Raw genomic sequence first — 19034 nt, 5'->3', positions numbered from 1 at the left:
AATACCTGCCCCTTCGACCGACGGAAATTCGCGGTTTTTGCGGGATCGCGAAGCCCTTGTGTGTGGGTTGTGTGCGTTGATCAAGTGTCATCCTGAAACAGGCCAGCCATGGCCCGCGGGTGACACTCGCGTCGCGCTATAAGTTATGCGAATACGAGCGCTTGCGGGTGGCGCCGAACGGGCAGCGCCGACTGCACCGAACCGTGTCCCGGTTTGGGTTCCGGTGACCGTGTGCAGCGGCAGACCCCCTATTCGATCCCGGACCGCTATAAATCACGGTTTGCGGTCAGAATGATCGATGGCGGGGAGCGTTATCGATCACCGAAATGGGTTGCCACTTCGGCATGGCGCTCGGCGATCTCGGCGACCGACACCGTTGCCCCTGCCTCCGCTGCGATCCGGGGCCAATCGCTGAGCGAGGCTCGTACTTCGTCAATGATCGACGCAATCGCCCGGTCGGACAGGCCGTGCCGTCGTCCCAGCGTCATCACCTGTGCGCGCGTCGGCGCTCGCCCTTCGCCCTCTACCGCGAGGTAATGCTCGCCGCTCGGTCCGTTGGAGAAGGTCAGGTCATAAGCCGGAGCGAGGCGCCACTCGCCGACCGCATCCTGCAGGAAGCTGTGCTGGCGCGTATGGTCATCGCGATTGTGCGCAAGGATGTTGAACACCATGCGGCGGAAGGCTTCCTCTACGTCGGCGGCATGGCGGGTGATCGCCATCGTCGCGCGAAGGAACATGTCATAGTCGATCGACGGCATGTCGGCGCGGGCTTCCAGCGCACCGGCCAACGAAATCATGTGGAGGCGTCGGCCCGGCGCCGGCCGGTCGAACCTGCGCGTCGCGAAATAGCCTGGCCCGGTCTGCGCCGAGAGCAACCGGGATGCAGCCATATCGATGCCAGCGGCGCGTGCCATGCGAGCATAGGCCTCTTCAACCGGGCCGATGTCGATGGGGTCGACGGTAGCGCGAAACTTGACGATCCAGTCTTCGTGGCCAGTGTCGCCTTCACCACTCAGCGCCCCGTCCGGCGCGATGCCCAGATGGATCTTGGGCCTTGCACCGCCAGATGCGCCGCCGAGACGGGCAAGCGTGTCGATCTGCGCTGGATCGTTGCCGAGCAGCAGCACACGCGACTCCTCGGCCAGCGCGTCTAGATCGATCGTGCCGACATCCTCGGTCGGGGTCGTCGCCGGTTCATAGACCAGCGCGCCGCGCCCTGTTCGGCCGACAAGGGCGAGCCGCTCGACCGGGCTGAGCGTATCGATACGGACGCCCAACTTTTCTAGCCTCCGCTTCATCAGCATCTGGCCCCACGCGTCGGGCAGGCTGTCAGCCAGGAAGCCATGAAGACCGTCAAAATTGCGCCCGCGTGCTGCGTGGAGACCGGGTTCCGGGGGATAAAGCAGCGGGTCGATCCGCCGCCGCTGATCGACGACAGCCGTCGACCATTCGACCTGCGCCAGTCCATCCGCCATCGCGAGACGGCCCACGGTATCCGCGGCCTCGCCTTCGTCGAGCATCAGGCCAATTTCGAGGGGCGTGCCGGGCGCGAGTTTCATGACGCCCGCGATGCCGGTGCGCGCATGCGCGGCTTCGGCTTGGCGGCCGCCTTCTGCTGCTCAAGCAGCGCGTCCATCGATGTCGCCGACGGCGCGGGAAAAAGGCCGACAAGATCCTGCTCGCAGCGCAACGCAACCGCAGCGCGAACGAGATCCTCGATCGAGGCCTTGCCCTCGGCTTCGAGGCGACGCCACGTCCGATACGCGATGCCGGCGCGCGCTGCTGCATCAGCTTGGGTCATATCCATGTCGAGCCGGCGACGTTTGATCCGTTGCCCTATCAGTGTGGCTAGTTCGAGTGGGGTCTCCAGCATGGTCCTTATATGGACGAAATGCGCCGAAATCGCAATAATAATGTCCACATAGGGACGATTTCTTTTCCTCGTATTTGATTTCACTGAGGCAGATGCGCGTCGTGTTACGAAAAAGATGAATGGGCACCACCATGCAAATCGCTCCTCGATGACAGGTTTCCATCCGATGAGAGTTAACAATGTCAGGAATGACTATCATTTAAGCTGACAGGAGGGCTTCCCATGAGCGATGGTCCATACCGTTCGTTGCCGATGTCACCGAAGTGGAATCGGGCTGCCAAGTGTGCCTATCTGCCGTCGTTCTCGATCCCTGAAGTTTCTGAGGCGCTGCAGCGGGCCACCGAGCGCGATTGTCAGCCAGCCTTGTGCGCAGAGTGACGGCGCTGATCATCGGCCCGGACGAACCGGGCCTCTTTCATGATCTGCCAATGGCTGATCTCAACGCGCTTCATCGGGGCTGCGCTTCGACCATGGAACACGGGCTCGTGAATAATGCGATCGATGCATTGCAGGAGGGCATGCGCGGAGAGGCAGCGCTCCAGTGGGCGGCAGAGGCCAGCGTGAAGGATCGCCTGCTCGCCCGTGGCCGTCAGATCGAGGAGCATATGTACCGCGAAGCGTCCGATCACCGAGCGCGGTCCACGCGCTCGGTGATCGAGGAGGCGCATATGCCTTGGAAGCGGGTCAAGTCACCAGCCATGCGGAACCGATGTTTGTGTCGGTCATGGCCGATAGCCCCAAGCCATTGTCGGGCGATGTCGCAATAGAGGTTGAGGTAGGAGGCGCCGTCGTTCGGATTGGACGTACGGCTAAGGCCGATCTGGTGGCGGCGGTGATCCAGGCGTTGCAGGTAAAGCCGTGCTCGGGATCGGTCCGGGCACGCGGGTCATGGTGGCGACACGCCCGGTGGATTTTCGCAAAGGGCTCGATGCCCTGGCGGCGCTGGTGAGCGCCGATTATGGCGGCGATGCATTTTCCGGTGTGATCTATGTTTTTCGGGCCAAGCGTGCCGACCGGATCAAGCTGATCTGGTGGGACGGCACAGGACTGTGCCTGATGGCGAAGCGCCTGGAGCAAGGCGGCTTCAAGTGGCCCGGCATTCAGGACGGCGTGATGCGCCTTTCCGCCGCGCAACTCGGCGCGCTTCTGGAAGGATTGGACTGGCGCCGGGTCCATGGCGGCCGTCGGCCGCAGGCCCCGCAGATTGCCGGTTGACGGGGCTTTGCCCTACTGATTCACTCTTTCTATGCTGACGCAAGCGGATCTGCCTGACGATATCGACGCGCTCCGCGCGCTCGTTCTGGAGCAGTCCCGGATGTTGGTGGAGGAGCGGGCAGAATCTGAGGCCAGGCTGACAGAACTGGGCGTTGCCAAGGGCGAGGCAGACGCCGAGATCGAGCGTCTTCAGTCGATCATCGACGCCTTCATGTGGCACCGTTTCGGCAGCCGGTCCGAGCAGCTCGATGCCGATCAGCTGCAGTTGGGACTGGAAGATCTCGAGATCGCTCTTGGGCATGCCCGTGCTGCCAGAGAGGCTGTCACACCGCGGTCTCGCAGCGACCAGCCCCGCAAGACTAACCGCGGCTCGCTACCCGCGCACCTCGAGCGGATCGAGCAGATTGTCGATATCGAAGACAAGTCTTGTCCCTGCTGCAGCGGTCCGCTTCATCAGATCGGTGAAGACGTCGCCGAGCGGCTAGACGTCGTTCCTATCACCTTCCGCGTACTGGTGACGCGCCGCCCGCGCTATGGCTGTCGCTCCTGTGAAGGTGCGATCGTCCAGGTCCCCGCTCCGGCGCGGATAGTCGAAGGCGGGATTCCGACCGAAGCGCTGATCGCCCAGGTGCTGGTATCCAAGTATGCCGATCATGTTCCGCTATACCGGCAAGCTCAGATCTATGCCCGGCAGGATATCAAGCTCGATCGCTCCACCCTGGCGGACTGGGTCGGTCGGGCAGCATGGTATCTGCGGCCATTGCGGGACCGGACGCTGGAAGAGTTGCGCCGATCCGAACGACTGTTTGCCGACGAGACTACTGCGCCGGTGCTTGACCCGGGGCGCGGAAAGACGAAGACCGGCCAGCTATGGGCCTATGCCCGCAACGATCGGCCATGGGGTGGCGTAGGTCCGCCGATGGTCGCCTATGTCTATGCGGCAGATCACAAGGCCGAGCGGCCCGACATCCACCTTGGAGATTTTGCAGGCATCCTGCAGGTCGACGGCTATGGCGGCTATACAGCGCTCGCCAAGCGCCGCGGGCAGCAACTCAGCCTCGCCTTCTGCTGGTCCCATGTTCGGCGCAAATTCTATGATCTAGCCGCCAGTTCCCCGGTCGCGACCGAGATCCTGCGTCGGATCGCCATGCTCTATGCCATCGAGGATGAGGTGCGCGGCTGTGCCGCGGAGCAACGCCGCATCCAGCGCGCCGAATGCAGCCGCTTCATCGTCGAGGATCTCAGGCTCTATCTGGACGCCCGGCTCCGCCAGATCAGCGCCAAGAGCAAGTTGGCCGAAGCCATCCGCTATGCGACGACCCGCTGGGACGGCCTCGTTCGCTTCATCGACGATGGTCGGATCGAACTCGACACCAACACTGTCGAGCGATCAATCCGCCCCCTGGCTTTGAATCGAAAGAATGCCCTCTTTGCCGGCTCCGACGAGGGCGGCGATAACTGGGCGGTCATCGCCACGCTCATCGAAAACTGCAAGCTGGGCGGCATCAATCCGCATGACTGGCTGAACCAGACGCTGACCGCGCTCGCCAACGGCCATCAGGCCAATCGTGTTCATGAGCTCATGCCCTGGATCAACGTGGCCTGAAAACACCGCTTGCCCGCCAGTCCTTGAGCCTTCCGAACATATTCTCGATGCGATGCCGCTGGCGATAGAGGATGCGGTCGTGGGGTATGGCGATCCTGCGGTTGCGTTTTGAGGGGATGCAGGGGGAGATGCCGCGTGCGGTGAGCGCGTTGCGGAACCAGTCGGTGTCGTATCCCCGGTCGGCCAGCATGGCGTCGGTGGGCGGCAGGGTATCGACCAGCAGGGCAGCGCCCTTGTAGTCGCTGGCCTCTCGACCAAGTTCGGGAACAATTGACGCGACAGCCCCGACCATTCCCGAAAATGCGACTCGTCCGACGGCCGGACAGCATTGATGGGTACAGCATTGATGACTTCGAAGTTGAAGGATATGATCCGTACTCAGCCATTAAGGCCGACGTGGCCGTCTAAGCGAGCGATATCGGCCGGTCGCTGCTAGAGGCTACTATCTTCTTCGACGAAATCGCTTCAGAACTTCCTTCCAAAAAAGGAAGTCCACGAACGCAAACGGTGTCGTGAATGGGCGCGCCGTGGAAGGAAGCGGTCAGTGGGCGGCGGAGGTGAAACGACTGACTGTCACGTCGCCATTGGCGGCATAGGTGGCGGTGGCTTGCGCTTCGGCCGTTTGCGTGTCCTTGCCGTCCAGGATTGCGGCGACCTGATGCGGGGTCGGCACTTTATCATAGACGCCATAGAGGTCGGTCTGGCCGACCATGTGGATCGACAGCTTATAGCCTTCGCCCTGCGTTGCGGGATCGAAGGCCAGTACGGTGCCGCTGTCGTCGACCGGTACGATGATCGCGCCGTCGCTGCGGCCGGCCTGCTGGAGCATGTCATAGCTGCCGTCTGCGGTGGTTACGGCGCCCCGGATGCAGAGCGCATCCTTGCCGTCGCGCGGGATGCGGACTTCGGCGGGGATGGCTTCCTCCCCGACCTTTGGCGGGGTCAGGCGGGCGTCGGTGGCGTCGGCGACCGGGCAGGCGGCGAAGCTGGCGGGGGTGGTGGCGTGCAGGCTGGCGGGGTCGTCGAAGGTCAGCCCGGTCAGCATGCCATCCAGCCCGGAGAGGACTTCGGCGCGCCGTTCGGTGGGGCCGGTGATGCGGATCTTGACGATCCAGCGCCCGGCATGGACGAAGCCCGCCGCCGTCGTGAGTGCGCCGTCTGCGGCATGATCATATACGGCGCGAATGGCGCGACCCGCCTGTCCAGCGGCAGGGGCGCTGGCATAGGCGGTGCGGCGGGTCTGGTTGCCGAACCGCTCCATCACCGCCTTGTCGGTCATATAGGCGGCGAGAGAGGCGTCGGCATAGGTTGGCATATAGACATAGAGAGTCGCCTGAATGACCCCGTCTTCCGACAGATATTGAGCATAATTGTCGACCGCGCGGCCGCCATTGGAGGCTTCGCCGCTCTTGGCGAGGGACAGGCCGGCGACGGTCTGGGGCAGGCTGATCCCCGCAGCGGTCGCGCGGATCGCGCTATCGCTGGGCGTCCAGGCTTCGGCGTCATCGGTCGCGTGCGCCGGGACGGCCAGGCACAGGCTCATCGGCGCCAGAAGGGCAGAAATGATAATTTGGGCGCGCTTTGGCATTCAGCATCCCTCTCCAGATCCAGACCGTCTTGGCGCGGCCTTGAACTATGACAGGGAGGCTACAGACTAAACCGCAGCGCGCAAGGGAGAATTTCAGGCGACCGGCGGGATTTGCGCGGGATAATGGGGCAGGTCGGGATCATGATGCGCCCAGGCGGGGGCGGCATCGGTCCATATCTCCGCCTGCGGGCCGATCAGCGAAGGATCGTCCAGCGCGCCGGCGCGGATGAAGGTCAGATGCGGGCGCGATTCGGCCATGCTGAAGAGGGGCGTGCCGCAGCTGGGGCAGAAGCCGCGCTTCATGGCATTGCCACTGTCGGCGACGCTGTCATGCCAGCGGACCTCGCCGGTCGTGGTTACATGCTCGCTGGGGAAGCAGATATTCACCGTGGCCGATCCGCCGCCCAGATATTGGCACAGGCGGCACCAGCACATGCGGGCGGCGAGGGGATCGGCGTCGATGGTGATGCGGACGGCGCCGCAGAGGCATCCAGCGGTGTGGGCGGCGGTGTGGGGCATGGGGTGATCCTTGTGTTGGTGTGCGGGGCGGCGGCCCACCCCGCTGCGACTAACTCGCTGCGCTCGTAAGTCTCGCTTCCCCTCCCGCGAGCGGGAGGGGAATAGCTATGTTACCGTCCCTGTCTGCGGGCCATGAAGGCGAGGCGTTCGAAGAGCATGATGTCCTGTTCATTCTTGAGCAGCGCGCCGTGGAGCGGCGGGATCGCCTTGGTAGGGTCGCTGTTCTGGAGGATGTCGAGCGGCATATCCTCGTTCAGCAGCAGCTTCAGCCAGTCGAGCAGTTCGGAGGTGCTGGGCTTTTTCTTGAGGCCGGGGACGTCGCGGATCTCATAGAAAATTTCCATCGCCTTGCTCACCAGTATTTTCTGGATGCCGGGGAAGTGGACGTCGACAATCGCCTGCATCGTCTCGCGGTCAGGGAATTTGATATAGTGGAAGAAGCAACGGCGCAGGAAGGCGTCGGGAAGCTCCTTTTCATTGTTCGACGTGATGACCACCACCGGCCGTTCGGCCGCCGCGATCGTCTCCCCCGTTTCATAGACGTGGAAGGCCATGCGATCGAGTTCCTGCAACAGGTCGTTGGGGAATTCGATATCGGCCTTGTCGATCTCATCGATCAGCAGGACGGGGAGTTTGGGGGATGTGAAAGCCTCCCACAGCTTGCCCTTGCGGATGTAATTGCCGATGTCGTGGACGCGCGCGTCGCCCAGTTGCCCATCGCGCAGGCGGGCGACGGCGTCATATTCATAGAGGCCCTGATGCGCTCGTGTCGTGGACTTGACGTTCCATTCGATGAGCGGCGCATCGAGCGCTTTGGCGATTTCCTGGGCGAGGACGGTTTTGCCGGTGCCGGGTTCTCCCTTGACCAGCAGGGGGCGGCGCAGCAGCACGGCGGCGTTGACCGCGACCTTCAGATCGTCGGTGGCGACATAATCCCGTGTGCCTTCAAAGCGCATCATCCCGTCCCATTCGGTTGTCGATGGCAACCGGACTAGGCAATGCGGCGGGCAGGTGCAATCGGTAAAGGCGCGATCAGCCCTGCTTTGCGCGCACGTCGGCGCGGGCGGCGAGCAAATCCCACAGGCCGCGATGCTGGTTCAGAAGCTGGCGGGCGCCGAACTGGATGGCGCGGTCGATCGCATCGTCGCCGCCGATCGAGCGGGCGACTTCCAGCGTGAGGCTGCGTTCGGGGAGAGCGCAGGGATGGGGTTCCAGGCCAGCGCGGATCGCGGCCATGTCGAGTACGTGCCGCACGGCGCGCCAGTCGAGCACCAGTGCCATCGCCGCGCCCATGGCGCAGCCGCGCCGGTCGGACTGGGCGAGCATGTCGAGCGCGTGGCGTTGCTGGCTGACGACGGTTTCGCAATCGGCCTGACCCGCAGTGCTGGGGGCAGGACCGGCGGCGACTGTTACCTGAGCAAGATAGGCGCGTTCGCGGGCAAAGCCGTCGGCCGCTTCAATCAGCCATTGGCGGGCGGCATTGTCGGCAGAGCGGGTGGCGGCATGGTCGATCACACCGGGCTGGCGACCGTGCAGCAGGCAGAGATAATAAGCGGCGTCGGCCAGATCGGCGAGCGACAGCAGGGTTTCGCGCGATACGCCGGTGCTGGCGCGGTTGGCATAGGCATGGGATGCCGTTCCATCGGCGGCAACCAGCGCCTCAAGAATGCGCGCTATGTCCCCAAACTGATATCGCGGTGCGGCTTCGCTCATCCCAAACCCCTGTACTGCCCGGCACGCCGGCTGAAGCCAGACAATAGGCTGGTTCGAGTAAACGTCCGGTTTACGGAATCAGAAAGGGCGACCCTGAAAGCCGCCCTTTTCCGTCAAGGATGGTTAATTACTATTTACCGATCCAAATTAATTTTACTGATCGAGGAATGACCGCATCTTCCGCGAGCGGCTGGGGTGCTTGAGCTTGCGCAGCGCCTTCGCTTCGATCTGGCGGATACGTTCGCGGGTCACGCTGAATTGCTGGCCCACTTCCTCAAGAGTGTGGTCGGTGTTCATGCCGATGCCGAAACGCATGCGCAGCACGCGCTCTTCACGCGGGGTGAGCGAGGCGAGGACGCGGGTGACCGTTTCCTTCAGGTTCGCCTGAATGGCGGCATCCACCGGGATGATCGCATTCTTGTCTTCGATGAAGTCGCCCAGATGGCTGTCTTCCTCGTCGCCGATCGGCGTTTCGAGGGAGATCGGCTCCTTGGCGATCTTCATCACCTTGCGCACCTTCTCCAGCGGCATGGAGAGGCGCTCGGCCATCTCTTCCGGGGTCGGTTCGCGGCCCTGCTCGTGCAGGAACTGGCGGCTGGTGCGGACCAGCTTGTTGATCGTTTCGATCATGTGGACCGGGATACGGATGGTCCGCGCCTGATCCGCGATCGAACGGGTGATCGCCTGCCTGATCCACCAAGTAGCATAGGTGCTGAACTTGTAGCCGCGGCGATATTCGAACTTATCCACCGCCTTCATCAGGCCGATATTACCTTCCTGAATAAGATCAAGGAATTGCAGGCCACGGTTCGTATATTTTTTAGCGATGGAGATGACGAGGCGCAGGTTCGCTTCGACCATTTCCTTCTTGGCGATACGCGCTTCGCGCTCGCCCTTCTGCACCATGTTGACGATGCGGCGGAATTCGGACAGCGACATGCCGGTCGCCTGGGCGATTTCGCCAATCTCGTTACGGATGCGTTCGACGGCGCGCCCTTCGGCAGCGGCGAAGGCGGTCCATTTCTTGTCGAGGCCCTGCACCTTTTCCAGCCAGGCGTCGTCCAGCTCATGGTTCACATAGCGGTCGAGGAAATCCTTGCGGCTGACCTTGTGACGCTCGGCCAGACGCAGCATCTGGCCGCCCAGCGCGGTCAGGCGCCGGTTATAGGCATAGAGCTGATCGACCAGATATTCGATCTTCTGCTGGTGGAATTTGACGCTCTCGACCTCGGCAGTCAGATTTTCGCGCAGTTCATGATAGCTGTCTTCGGCCTTCTGGCTCAGGCTTTCGCCATTGGCCATGGCGATCATGCGCGCTTCCTGCGCCTTGGAAAAAGCCCGGAAAATTTCCGTGATGGTCGCGAACTTCTCAAGCGCCATCGGCTTGAGCGTCTCTTCCATCTGGGCGAGGGACAGGGTGTTGTCCTCTTCCTCTTCTTCCTCATTGCGGCGGGCGCGGGGCGCACCGTCCTCATCTTCGCCGTCGGCGGATTCCTCCTCCGGCTCTTCTTCTTCCTTGAAGCTGGGGCCAGCGGTCTTTTCGCTGATCTCGCCATCATCATCCTCGGCGCCTTCCTCCAGATTTTCCGGAGCAGGATCCTTGGAGAGCATGGCGTCGAGATCGAGAATCTCGCGCAGCTGCATTTCGCCGTTGTTGAGGGCGGTCGACCATTCGATGATCGCGTTGAAGGTGGTCGGGCTTTCGCACAGACCCAGGATCATCGTGTCGCGGCCAGCCTCGATCCGCTTGGCGATGGCGATTTCGCCCTCACGGCTGAGCAGTTCCACTGCGCCCATTTCGCGCAGATACATGCGAACGGGATCGTCGGTGCGATCGACCGTTTCCTTCTTCTTTTCGGTGACGAGCTTGGGGCCGCCATCATCGTCGCCCGAATCATCGTCGGAATCGTCGGCTTCTTCGCGCTCGCGCTGTTCGTCGCCGTCTTCGCCGGCTTCCTCATTCTCGACGATGTTGACGCCCATTTCGTTGAGCGCCGACATGATGTCCTCGATCTGATCGGTGGACATCTGATCCTGGGGAAGAGCCTCGTTCAGCTCGTCGACCGTGATGTAGCCGCGCTTTTTCGCGCGCGAAATCAGCTTCTTGACGGAGGCTTCGTTGAGGTCGAGCAGGGGGGCGTCGCCGCCATCCTCTCCGTCACCCATACCACCATTTTTGCTGTTCGCCTTGGTCGCCATTTATTCGCCTTAACTTCGCTGCCCCTGTTGAAAGGGCTAGCTTCAATCAAACAATGTCTTCGGACTGCGCCAGTTCCGCGACGCGGCGATCATGATCGGCTTTCAGCACGCGGATGCGTTGCTGCTCAGCGAAATTTTCCTCGCTGAAGTCGTTCTCGAACCGCCTCGTCGCTTCCACCAGAGCTGCTTCCAGTTCCGGTCCCTGCGCCATCACCCGAACGGCCTCCTCCAGATCGCGCGCAAGGCGGTCAGGGTCGGTGGTCATCCTGTCGGGAGTGAGTGTAAACGCGTCGGCCCGGAGCATTCCCTTGGCCATATTATACAACTCACCTTGCCCCAATATGGTAAGGAGGGCCTGCGTTTCAACTGTTTCTTTTCGGAAGGACGCAGAGATCATCGCGGCAAGCAACTGGGCGAGCAGCGGATCGCCGATTTGCAGGGCCGACAGCATCTCCCGATGCGGGCCGATCTGTTCGGGATGGCGCAGGAGCGCGGCCAGGATTGCGCGCAGCAAGCGCTGTTCCATGCCGCTGGCGCCGATGGCACGCGCTTCGGTGCCGGCGGGGGGGATGGGGGCCTTCCAGTTGCCGCGTTTGTCGCGTTGCCAGCGCTGGCCGCCGCTGAAGTTGCCGCTGCTGCGCTGTTGCGGGGCGGAGTCGCGCCGGGCGAAGAAGAGGGCGTCGTACCGCTCGCGAAACTCGTGGGCGTAATGGGCGCGTACGTCGGGATGGGCAATCGCGTCCGAAATGGTGCGAAGCCGCTGTTTGAGCGCGGCCTTCTGTTCAGGGGTGTCGAGCGGGGCAGCGCTGATCTCATGCTTCCAGAGGCGTTCGATCAGCGGTTCGGCGGCGTTCAGCACCGCCTCCATCGCCTGCGGTCCGCTCGCGCGGATCAGGTCATCCGGGTCTTGCCCCGTGGGAAGCGTCGCGAAGGCGAGGCTGTGGCCGGGGTGGAGCAGGGGCAGCGCGCGGGTGGCGGCACGGATCGCCGCCTTCTGCCCGGCCGAGTCGCCGTCGAAGCAGAGGATGGGCACGTCCACCATCTTCCAGAGGCGTTCGATCTGATGTTCGGTCAGCGCCGTGCCGAGCGGGGCGACCGCTTCGCCAAAGCCGGCCTGGGCGAGGGCGATCACATCCATATAGCCTTCGACCACGATGACGCGGCCGGTCGAGCGGCTGGCGGGGGAGGCTTTGTCGATATTGTAGAGGGTGCGGCCCTTGTCGAAGAGCGGCGTGTCGGGCGAGTTCAGATATTTGGGTTCGCCAGCGCCGATGATGCGGCCGCCGAACGCGATCACCCGGCCGCGAATGTCGCGGATGGGGAGCATCAGGCGGCCACGGAAGCGGTCGTAGGTGTCGCGTTCCCCGTCTGGATCAATAAGTAGGCCAGTTTCGACCAGCATCGGCTCGCCAAAGTCGCGCAAGGCGGTTTTCAGCTTCCCGCGCGAATCCGGGGAATAGCCGAAGCCGAAGGCACGGCGCGTGGCGTCGGTAATGCCGCGCTTCTGCATATAGGCGCGTGCTTCGCCGCCATCGATGCCGCCCAGTTGATCCTCGAAGAAGCTCTGGGCCGCGGTCATGGCGTCGTGCAATCCCTTGGCCTGTTCGGCGCGCTTTGCGGCACGGGGATCGGCGGCGGGAACGTCCATGCCAGCGGTGGCGGCCAGTTCCTTCACGGCCTCCATGAAGGGCAGGCCGCGCTGATCGGTCATCCAGCGGATCGCATCGCCATGCGCGCCGCAGCCGAAGCAGTGGTAGAAGCCCTTCTCATCATTGATCGTGAAGCTGGGCGTCTTCTCATTATGGAAGGGGCAGCAGGCCTTGTACTCGCGGCCAGCCTTGGTGACCTTGACGGTCTTGCCGATGAGGGTCGACAGCGACGTGCGCGCGCGCAGTTCGTCCAGCCATTGGGGAGTGAGGGTCATGCGGGTTGCTCGGGATCAGGCATGCCATATCCGTTCGTTTCGAGCGTAGTCGAGAAACGGCGAGCGCACTCTTCCCGTTTCTCGACTACGCTCGAAACGAACGGGCCTTTTGTCTGCCGTTCCTTTGGCGGTTTCGCGAGATATGACACCAACGACCAGTTGCCAGCTATCATGGCTTCCTTTTTGGCGCGGGACCAGCCGCCGATTATGCGTTCGGCTTCCAGCGCTTCGATGCAGGTGCCGAAAGTTTCGCTCCAGACAAGCGTGACCGGCAGGCGGTTGCGGGTGAATTGGCTGCCTTGGCCGCATTGGTGCTGACCGATGCGATGGTCCAGATTGTCGGTATGGCCGGTGTAATAACGGCCGTCTGAACATTTGAGCATATAGGTCCAGAACGCCATCAGGCGATTATGCCCTAACTTCCGTCCGTGTCGAGCATCGTGCCAGTCGTTTCTCGACTTTGCTCGAAACGAACGGAGGTTCGGTGGGGGCTTTCCGCGGGCGGGAGGGGGAGAGCAGGTGGCGCTGCCCCTTCTTCACTCACACAAGCGCTGCTTTCACCAGCCCGCTTGCCTTGCTCATGTCGATCACGCTGCCGTGGCGTTCCTTCAGCACGGCCATCACCTTGCCCATGTCCTTGACGCTGGTCGCGCCGACTTCGGCCTTGATGCCTTCGATCGCGGCCTTGGTTTCTTCCTCGCTCAACTGGGCGGGGAGGAAGCTTTCGATCACGTCCAGTTCGGCCTGTTCCTTGGCGGCAAGTTCGTCGCGGCCGCCGCTCTTGAACATGTCGATCGATTCGCGGCGCTGCTTCACCATCTTCTGGAGCACTTCCACCACGATGGCATCATCGTCCGGCACGGTGGAGGCGGTGCGCAGTTCGATGTCGCGGTCCTTCAGCTTTGCCAGGATCAGGCGCACGGCGGCCAGGCGTTCCTTGTCGCCGCCCTTCATGGACTCGATCTGGGCGCTCTTTACCTGCTCGCGAATCATCGGCGAATATATCCTGTCTCTTCGGGAAAGGAGCAGATATAGCGGCAAAAGAGATTTTTAACAGACGTTGACCTGTGGAGGATGCACGCCTACCTGACCGGCCGTTTAACCCGCAGCAGACGGGTTCCCGCAAAAGCATAAAGGACCGCGACCATGGCAGACGCCAAGACCCTCATTGTGCCTAAAGGAGCGACAGGGGTCGTGGTTTTTGCCGATGGCAGCGCCGTGTTCGGCCGCGGATTCGGTGCGGTCGGCGATGCGGTGGGTGAACTCTGCTTCAATACGTCGATCACCGGCTATCAGGAGATCATGACCGATCCCAGCTATGCCGGGCAGATCATCAACTTCACTTTTCCGCATATCGGCAATGTCGGCACCAATCTGGACGATGTGGAGGCGAGCAGCCCCTATGCGCTGGGTTGCATCGTGCGGCAGGACGTCACCGCGCCCAGCAATTTCCGCAATGTCGAACCGTTCGACCAGTGGATGCGTGAGAATGGCCGGATCGGTCTGGCCGGGGTCGATACCCGCGCGCTGACCCGCCTGATCCGCATCAAGGGCGCGCCCAATGTCGTGATCGCCCATGATCCCGAGGGCAAGTTCGATATCGCCGCGCTCGCCGCCAAGGCCGCCGCATGGCCGGGGCTGGAGGGTATGGACCTCGCCATCGAAGTCACGGGCAAAGAAAGCCGCCTGTGGAAGGATGGCGTTTGGAAGCTGGGCCATGGCTATGGCCTGAATGAGGCGGGTGAAGAGCGCCCCCATGTCGTCGCGATCGATTATGGCGCGAAGAACAACATCTTCCGCAATCTGGTGCAGGCCGGCGCGCGCGTGACCGTGCTGCCCGCGATGGCGACCTTTGAACAGGTGTCGGCGCTGAACCCCGATGGCGTGTTCCTTTCCAACGGTCCGGGCGATCCGGCTGCGACCGGCGACTATGCGGTGCCGGTGATCCAGAGCGTGCTGGCGGCCGATATTCCCGTGTTCGGCATTTGCCTTGGCCATCAGTTGCTGGGTCTGGCCGTGGGCGCGAAGACGATCAAGATGCATCAGGGCCATCGCGGCGCGAACCATCCGGTCAAGCGCCTGTCGGACGGTCTGGTCGAGATCACCAGCATGAACCATGGCTTCGCGGTCGATGTCGACACGCTGCCCGCCAATGCGCGATCGACCCATGTGTCGCTGTTCGATGGCAGCAATTGCGGCATCGAATTGACGGACAAGAGTGCCTTTTCGGTGCAATATCATCCCGAAGCTTCGCCGGGGCCGCAGGACAGCTTCTATCTGTTCCGCAAGTTCGTGGCCGGCCTGAAAGGTGCGGTCGCGGCGTGAGCCAGAACCTGCCCCCCGTCGACGAAGCACGCCTCGCCGCAGAGTGGGAAGCGGACAAGGACGTTCTCGCCAACCTGAAGCGCAATGGCGACGTTGCGCGCATCGCGCGGCCCGTGGACGTCAGCTTCCGGGGCAGCGAGAAGGATTTCGAGCGCGTCCTCATCCTCGCCAGCCAGTTCGGCTTTGTCGAACTGGACCGGGAAGAAGATGAGGATGGCGACCTGTTCCTGTTTCTGGAATGCGTGCAGCCGGTCGATGAAGCATCGATCCGTGCGCTGACCAAGAAATGCCTCCAGATCGAAATCCTCTGCGGCGTCGAATATGACGGCTGGGGATGCGAGGCGCAGGCGGGGGGCGTGCATTGATTTTTACAAGGTATTTCTTGGAGTTTGTGCTGTGAGTCGCCCCGATCGGGGAGCAATGGCCAAGGCCGTGATAGATGCCGGAATTTCGTTAGATCAGGTCGTGTTTTTCACCGACGAGGAAGGTGTCGCCAATGTTGATATATATCCTGGTGACGAAGCAGACGAGGTCTATCGAGACAGAGTAGAAAAATTGATGTTCTATGCAGCACAGTCCGGTGCAGCGATGGGATTTCACTTCAAGCCTCGGTTGGATGTCGTTCATCAATCCGGGGGGTCAATTGAACAATCGAGCAAATCCAAATGGATGGCTTCGTTGTTTCGCAAGTTATTTGGTGCGGGAAGATAATGCCTAAAAGAACCGACATCTCCTCCATCCTCATCATCGGCGCTGGTCCGATCATCATCGGCCAGGCGTGCGAGTTCGATTATTCGGGCACGCAGGCGGTGAAGGCGCTCAAGGAAGAGGGCTATCGCATCATCCTGGTGAATTCCAATCCGGCCACGATCATGACCGACCCGGAATTTGCCGACGCGACCTATGTCGAGCCGATCACGCCCGAAATCGTGGCGAAGATCATCGAAAAGGAACGGCCGGACGCGGTGCTGCCGACGATGGGTGGGCAGACGGCGCTGAACACGGCGCTGGCTTTGTTCAACGACGGCACGCTGGAGAAATATGGCGTCCAGATGATCGGCGCGGATGCCGAGGCGATCGACAAGGCGGAGGACCGGATCAAGTTCCGCGACGCCATGGACAAGATCGGGCTGGAATCGGCCCGCTCGCGTATCGCGCATACGATGGAAGAGGCGCTGGAGGCGCTGGAGTTTACCGGCCTTCCCTCGATCATTCGGCCCAGCTTCACCATGGGCGGCACCGGCGGCGGCATCGCCTATAATCGCGAAGAGTTCGTCAACATCGTGCGCGGTGGTCTGGACGCATCGCCGACGACCGAGGTGCTGATCGAGGAATCGCTGATCGGCTGGAAAGAATATGAGATGGAAGTCGTGCGGGACCGCAACGACAATTGCATCATCATCTGTTCGATCGAGAATGTCGATCCGATGGGCGTCCATACCGGCGACAGCATCACCGTCGCCCCGGCGCTGACGCTGACCGACAAGGAATATCAGATCATGCGGAACGCATCGATCGCGGTGCTGCGTGAAATCGGCGTGGAAACAGGCGGTTCCAACGTGCAGTTCTCGGTCAATCCGAAGGACGGCCGCCTGATCGTGATCGAGATGAACCCGCGCGTTTCGCGTTCCTCGGCGCTGGCGTCGAAGGCCACCGGCTTCCCCATCGCGAAGGTCGCGGCGAAGCTGGCCGTGGGCTATACGCTGGACGAGATCGAGAATGACATTACCGGCGCGACGCCGGCGTCGTTCGAACCGACCATCGACTATGTCGTGACGAAAATCCCGCGCTTCGCCTTTGAAAAGTTCAAGGGCGCCGAGCCGCTGCTGGGCACGGCGATGAAGTCCGTCGGCGAAGTCATGGCGATCGGCCGCAACATCCATGAATCGATGCAGAAGGCGCTGCGTGGTCTGGAAACGGGTCTGAGCGGTTTCAATCAGGTCGATCATCTGGTGGGCGCGCCCAAGGACGATATCATCGCTGCTTTGGCGCAGGCGACCCCGGACCGACTGCTGGTCGCGGCGCAGGCGCTGCGCGAAGGGCTGACCGTTCAGGAAATCCATAACATCGCCAAGTTCGACCCCTGGTTCCTGGAGCGGATCAAGGAAATCGTCGACGCGGAAGCCGAGGTGCTGGCCAATGGCCTGCCGCAGGATACGGACGGCATGCGCCGCCTGAAGTCCATGGGCTTTTCCGACAAGCGGCTGGCCTGGCTGGCGCTGAAGTCCGCGAACCTGCGCGGCAATGAGCGCGGCATCGCGCGCGGGTCGGGTCTGATCCACGATGCCGTCGTCGCCATGACCGGCGGCGTGACCGAGGACGAAGTGCGCGCGCTGCGTCACAAACTGGGCGTGCGCCCGGTGTTCAAGCGCATCGACACCTGCGCCGCAGAGTTCGAGGCGAAGACGCCCTATATGTACTCCACCTATGAAGCGCCGCTGTTTGGCGAGGCGGAGAATGAGGCGCAGCCCAGCGACCGCAAGAAGGTGGTCATTCTGGGTGGCGGCCCGAACCGGATCGGACAGGGCATCGAGTTCGACTATTGCTGCGTCCATGCCTGCTTCGCGCTGAGCGAAGCTGGCTATGAGACGATCATGGTCAACTGTAACCCGGAGACGGTGTCGACCGACTATGATACGTCCGACCGCCTCTATTTTGAGCCGCTGACGGCCGAGGACGTGCTCGAAATCCTGCATGTCGAAATGTCGCAGGGGACGCTGGCGGGCGTGCTGGTGCAGTTTGGCGGGCAGACGCCGCTGAAGCTGGCGCAGGCGCTGGAGGATGCGGGCGTGCCTATTCTTGGCACCTCGCCCGACGCCATCGATCTGGCTGAGGATCGCGAGCGTTTCGCGGCGCTGATCGACAAGCTGAAGCTGAAACAGCCGGCCAACGGCATTGCGCGCAGCCGCGAAGAGGCGATCGCGGTCGCCAATCGCATCGGTTATCCGGTGCTGATGCGTCCGTCCTATGTGCTGGGCGGTCGGGCGATGGAGATCGTCGACGGTCAGGCGCAGTTGGAGGAATATATCACCACCGCCGTTCAGGTGTCGGGCGAATCCCCGGTGCTGATCGACCAGTATCTGCGCGATGCCGTGGAAGTCGACGTCGACGCGCTGTGCGACGGCGACGATGTGGTCGTGGCCGGTGTGTTGCAGCATATCGAGGAGGCTGGTGTCCATTCTGGTGACTCTGCCTGCTCGCTGCCGCCTTACAGCCTGTCGGCGGATATCATCGCGGAAATCGAACGGCAGACCGAAGTGCTGGCCCATGCCCTGTCGGTGCGCGGCCTGATGAACATCCAGTTCGCGGTCAAGAATGGCACGGTCTATCTGATCGAGGTGAACCCGCGTGCCAGCCGCACCGTGCCCTTCGTCGCCAAGGCGATCGGCACGCCCATCGCCAAGATCGCCAGCCGCGTGATGGCGGGCGAGAAGATCAAGGATCTGCCCAAGATCGATCGCAATGCGATCGACCATGTGGCGGTGAAGGAAGCGGTCTTCCCGTTCAACCGCTTCCCCGGTGTCGATCCGGTCCTGTCGCCGGAAATGAAGAGCACCGGTGAAGTTATGGGAATCGATAGCAATTTCGCGATCGCCTTCGCCAAGGCACAGATCGGTGCGGGCACGATATTGCCGACCGAGGGCACCGTGTTCGTATCGGTCAAGGACAGCGACAAGCCGGTGATCCTGCCGGCGGTGCAGAAGCTGGCGACGATGGGCTTCACCATCATCGCGACTGGCGGCACGGCTGCCTATCTGGAAGCGCATGGCATCACCATCGAGACCGTCAACAAGGTGGCCGAAGGGCGCCCGCACATCGTGGACCGGATTACCGACGGCGACGTGCAGTTGATCTTCAACACCACCGAAGGCTGGCAGTCGCTGAAAGACAGCAAGGCGATCCGCACGTCGGCGCTGCGCGGCAAGATCGCCAGCTTCACCACCGCGGCGGCAAGTGTCGCTGCGGCCGATGCGATCGAGGCGCTTCGTGGCCATGCCCTTGAAGTGCGCTCGCTCCAGTCCTATTATCCCCTGTCGCACGCCTGATCCCCTGCATAAGGAAACATGCTGCG

At 62.3% G+C, this 19034-nt stretch carries 19 protein-coding genes; 7 read left to right on the top strand and 12 right to left on the bottom strand.

From position 1 onward, the window contains the following. Positions 1-311: 311 nt before the first annotated feature. The 3 genes from BMY84_RS15625 to BMY84_RS15615 form a co-directional block, all read right to left on the bottom strand. Complete coding sequence (locus tag BMY84_RS15625) at positions 312-1559, bottom strand: type II toxin-antitoxin system HipA family toxin (protein WP_093085080.1); 1248 nt, start codon at positions 1557-1559, stop codon at positions 312-314. Further along, on the bottom strand, positions 1556-1921 hold the full coding sequence (locus BMY84_RS15620; RefSeq protein ID WP_256215271.1) for an XRE family transcriptional regulator: 366 nt from the start codon (positions 1919-1921) through the stop codon (positions 1556-1558). The genes BMY84_RS15625 and BMY84_RS15620 overlap by 4 nt, the downstream gene beginning before the upstream one ends. Before the next feature lie 305 nt (positions 1922-2226). Then, positions 2227-2502: a hypothetical protein gene (locus BMY84_RS15615; protein WP_143075058.1), complete on the bottom strand. Its 276-nt coding sequence runs from the start codon at positions 2500-2502 to the stop codon at positions 2227-2229. 229 nt (positions 2503-2731) lie between these two features. On the opposite strand from BMY84_RS15615, the gene tnpB reads away from it, so the two are divergent. Together tnpB and BMY84_RS15600 are read left to right on the top strand one after the other, a co-directional pair. Further along, positions 2732-3088: an IS66 family insertion sequence element accessory protein TnpB gene (gene tnpB / locus BMY84_RS15605; protein WP_218146969.1), complete on the top strand. Its 357-nt coding sequence runs from the start codon at positions 2732-2734 to the stop codon at positions 3086-3088. A gap of 31 nt (positions 3089-3119) precedes the next feature. Beyond that, positions 3120-4694 (top strand): IS66 family transposase, encoded by a 1575-nt coding sequence (locus BMY84_RS15600; RefSeq protein ID WP_093085077.1) that lies wholly within the window; start codon positions 3120-3122, stop codon positions 4692-4694. Here the strand turns inward: BMY84_RS15600 and BMY84_RS30450 are convergent. Beyond that, positions 4681-4986, bottom strand: coding sequence for a transposase (locus tag BMY84_RS30450; RefSeq protein ID WP_093085076.1), 306 nt, complete (start codon positions 4984-4986; stop codon positions 4681-4683). The genes BMY84_RS15600 and BMY84_RS30450 overlap by 14 nt on opposite strands. 8 nt (positions 4987-4994) lie before the next feature. On the opposite strand from BMY84_RS30450, the gene BMY84_RS30445 reads away from it, so the two are divergent. After that, entirely contained in the window at positions 4995-5102 is a 108-nt protein-coding gene (locus tag BMY84_RS30445; RefSeq protein WP_256215270.1) for a hypothetical protein, read from the top strand. 133 nt (positions 5103-5235) lie between these two features. Here the strand turns inward: BMY84_RS30445 and BMY84_RS15585 are convergent, their stop codons facing one another. The 8 genes from BMY84_RS15585 to BMY84_RS15550 form a co-directional block, all read right to left on the bottom strand. Next, the gene (locus BMY84_RS15585) at positions 5236-6282 is read right to left on the bottom strand and encodes a hypothetical protein (protein WP_093085073.1); all 1047 of its coding nucleotides are present in this window, start codon (positions 6280-6282) and stop codon (positions 5236-5238) included. Positions 6283-6375: 93 nt separating this feature from the next. Then, the gene (locus BMY84_RS15580) at positions 6376-6801 is read right to left on the bottom strand and encodes a GFA family protein (protein ID WP_093085071.1); all 426 of its coding nucleotides are present in this window, start codon (positions 6799-6801) and stop codon (positions 6376-6378) included. 110 nt (positions 6802-6911) lie between these two features. Beyond that, positions 6912-7757, bottom strand: coding sequence for an AAA family ATPase (locus BMY84_RS15575; RefSeq protein ID WP_093085211.1), 846 nt, complete (start codon positions 7755-7757; stop codon positions 6912-6914). 76 nt (positions 7758-7833) lie between these two features. Further along, complete coding sequence (locus BMY84_RS15570; RefSeq protein ID WP_093085070.1) at positions 7834-8514, bottom strand: DUF6975 family protein; 681 nt, start codon at positions 8512-8514, stop codon at positions 7834-7836. Between the two features lie 153 nt (positions 8515-8667). Further along, positions 8668-10713: an RNA polymerase sigma factor RpoD gene (gene rpoD / locus BMY84_RS15565; RefSeq protein WP_093085068.1), complete on the bottom strand. Its 2046-nt coding sequence runs from the start codon at positions 10711-10713 to the stop codon at positions 8668-8670. Between the two features lie 46 nt (positions 10714-10759). Further along, positions 10760-12637, bottom strand: coding sequence for a DNA primase (dnaG, locus tag BMY84_RS15560; protein WP_093085067.1), 1878 nt, complete (start codon positions 12635-12637; stop codon positions 10760-10762). Beyond that, on the bottom strand, positions 12634-13038 hold the full coding sequence (locus tag BMY84_RS15555) for a GIY-YIG nuclease family protein (RefSeq protein ID WP_093085065.1): 405 nt from the start codon (positions 13036-13038) through the stop codon (positions 12634-12636). Before BMY84_RS15555 ends, dnaG begins: the two co-directional genes overlap by 4 nt. 139 nt (positions 13039-13177) lie before the next feature. Further along, a complete protein-coding gene (locus tag BMY84_RS15550) occupies positions 13178-13630 on the bottom strand; it encodes a GatB/YqeY domain-containing protein (RefSeq protein ID WP_093085064.1) in 453 nt (150 codons plus the stop codon). Between the two features lie 153 nt (positions 13631-13783). Here BMY84_RS15550 and carA point away from each other — a divergent pair, with 153 nt between their 5' ends. The 4 genes from carA to carB are packed head-to-tail and all read left to right on the top strand — an operon-like array spanning position 13784 to position 19008. Then, on the top strand, positions 13784-14962 hold the full coding sequence (gene carA / locus BMY84_RS15545; RefSeq protein WP_093085062.1) for a glutamine-hydrolyzing carbamoyl-phosphate synthase small subunit: 1179 nt from the start codon (positions 13784-13786) through the stop codon (positions 14960-14962). Next, positions 14959-15327 carry a ribonuclease E inhibitor RraB gene (locus BMY84_RS15540; RefSeq protein WP_093085061.1) on the top strand — a complete coding sequence of 123 codons (369 nt, stop codon included), beginning with the start codon at positions 14959-14961 and terminating at the stop codon, positions 15325-15327. The genes carA and BMY84_RS15540 overlap by 4 nt, the downstream gene beginning before the upstream one ends. Positions 15328-15382: 55 nt before the next feature. Continuing rightward, positions 15383-15673: a hypothetical protein gene (locus tag BMY84_RS15535; protein WP_093085059.1), complete on the top strand. Its 291-nt coding sequence runs from the start codon at positions 15383-15385 to the stop codon at positions 15671-15673. After that, positions 15673-19008 (top strand): carbamoyl-phosphate synthase large subunit, encoded by a 3336-nt coding sequence (carB, locus tag BMY84_RS15530; protein ID WP_093085058.1) that lies wholly within the window; start codon positions 15673-15675, stop codon positions 19006-19008. The genes BMY84_RS15535 and carB overlap by 1 nt, the downstream gene beginning before the upstream one ends. Positions 19009-19034 lie beyond the last annotated feature (26 nt).

This window comes from Sphingobium sp. AP50, from assembly GCF_900109095.1.
In the GTDB taxonomy this organism is placed as follows: Bacteria; Pseudomonadota; Alphaproteobacteria; order Sphingomonadales; family Sphingomonadaceae; genus Sphingobium.
This window is presented reverse-complemented; position numbering and strand designations above follow the sequence as displayed.

Bases quoted from the DNA above. Each gene is read 5' to 3' on its own strand.
- BMY84_RS15625 (WP_093085080.1), bottom strand. From the start codon at position 1,559: ATGAAACTCGCGCCCGGCACGCCCCTCGAAATTGGCCTGATGCTCGAC.
- BMY84_RS15600 (WP_093085077.1), top strand. From the start codon at position 3,120: ATGCTGACGCAAGCGGATCTGCCTGACGATATCGACGCGCTCCGCGCG.
- BMY84_RS30450 (WP_093085076.1), bottom strand. From the start codon at position 4,986: ATGGTCGGGGCTGTCGCGTCAATTGTTCCCGAACTTGGTCGAGAGGCC.
- BMY84_RS30445 (WP_256215270.1), top strand. From the start codon at position 4,995: ATGCGACTCGTCCGACGGCCGGACAGCATTGATGGGTACAGCATTGAT.
- BMY84_RS15585 (WP_093085073.1), bottom strand. From the start codon at position 6,282: ATGCCAAAGCGCGCCCAAATTATCATTTCTGCCCTTCTGGCGCCGATG.
- BMY84_RS15580 (WP_093085071.1), bottom strand. From the start codon at position 6,801: ATGCCCCACACCGCCGCCCACACCGCTGGATGCCTCTGCGGCGCCGTC.
- BMY84_RS15575 (WP_093085211.1), bottom strand. From the start codon at position 7,757: ATGCGCTTTGAAGGCACACGGGATTATGTCGCCACCGACGATCTGAAG.
- BMY84_RS15570 (WP_093085070.1), bottom strand. From the start codon at position 8,514: ATGAGCGAAGCCGCACCGCGATATCAGTTTGGGGACATAGCGCGCATT.
- rpoD (WP_093085068.1), bottom strand. From the start codon at position 10,713: ATGGCGACCAAGGCGAACAGCAAAAATGGTGGTATGGGTGACGGAGAG.
- dnaG (WP_093085067.1), bottom strand. From the start codon at position 12,637: ATGACCCTCACTCCCCAATGGCTGGACGAACTGCGCGCGCGCACGTCG.
- BMY84_RS15555 (WP_093085065.1), bottom strand. From the start codon at position 13,038: ATGGCGTTCTGGACCTATATGCTCAAATGTTCAGACGGCCGTTATTAC.
- BMY84_RS15550 (WP_093085064.1), bottom strand. From the start codon at position 13,630: ATGATTCGCGAGCAGGTAAAGAGCGCCCAGATCGAGTCCATGAAGGGC.
- carA (WP_093085062.1), top strand. From the start codon at position 13,784: ATGGCAGACGCCAAGACCCTCATTGTGCCTAAAGGAGCGACAGGGGTC.
- BMY84_RS15535 (WP_093085059.1), top strand. From the start codon at position 15,383: ATGGCCAAGGCCGTGATAGATGCCGGAATTTCGTTAGATCAGGTCGTG.
- carB (WP_093085058.1), top strand. From the start codon at position 15,673: ATGCCTAAAAGAACCGACATCTCCTCCATCCTCATCATCGGCGCTGGT.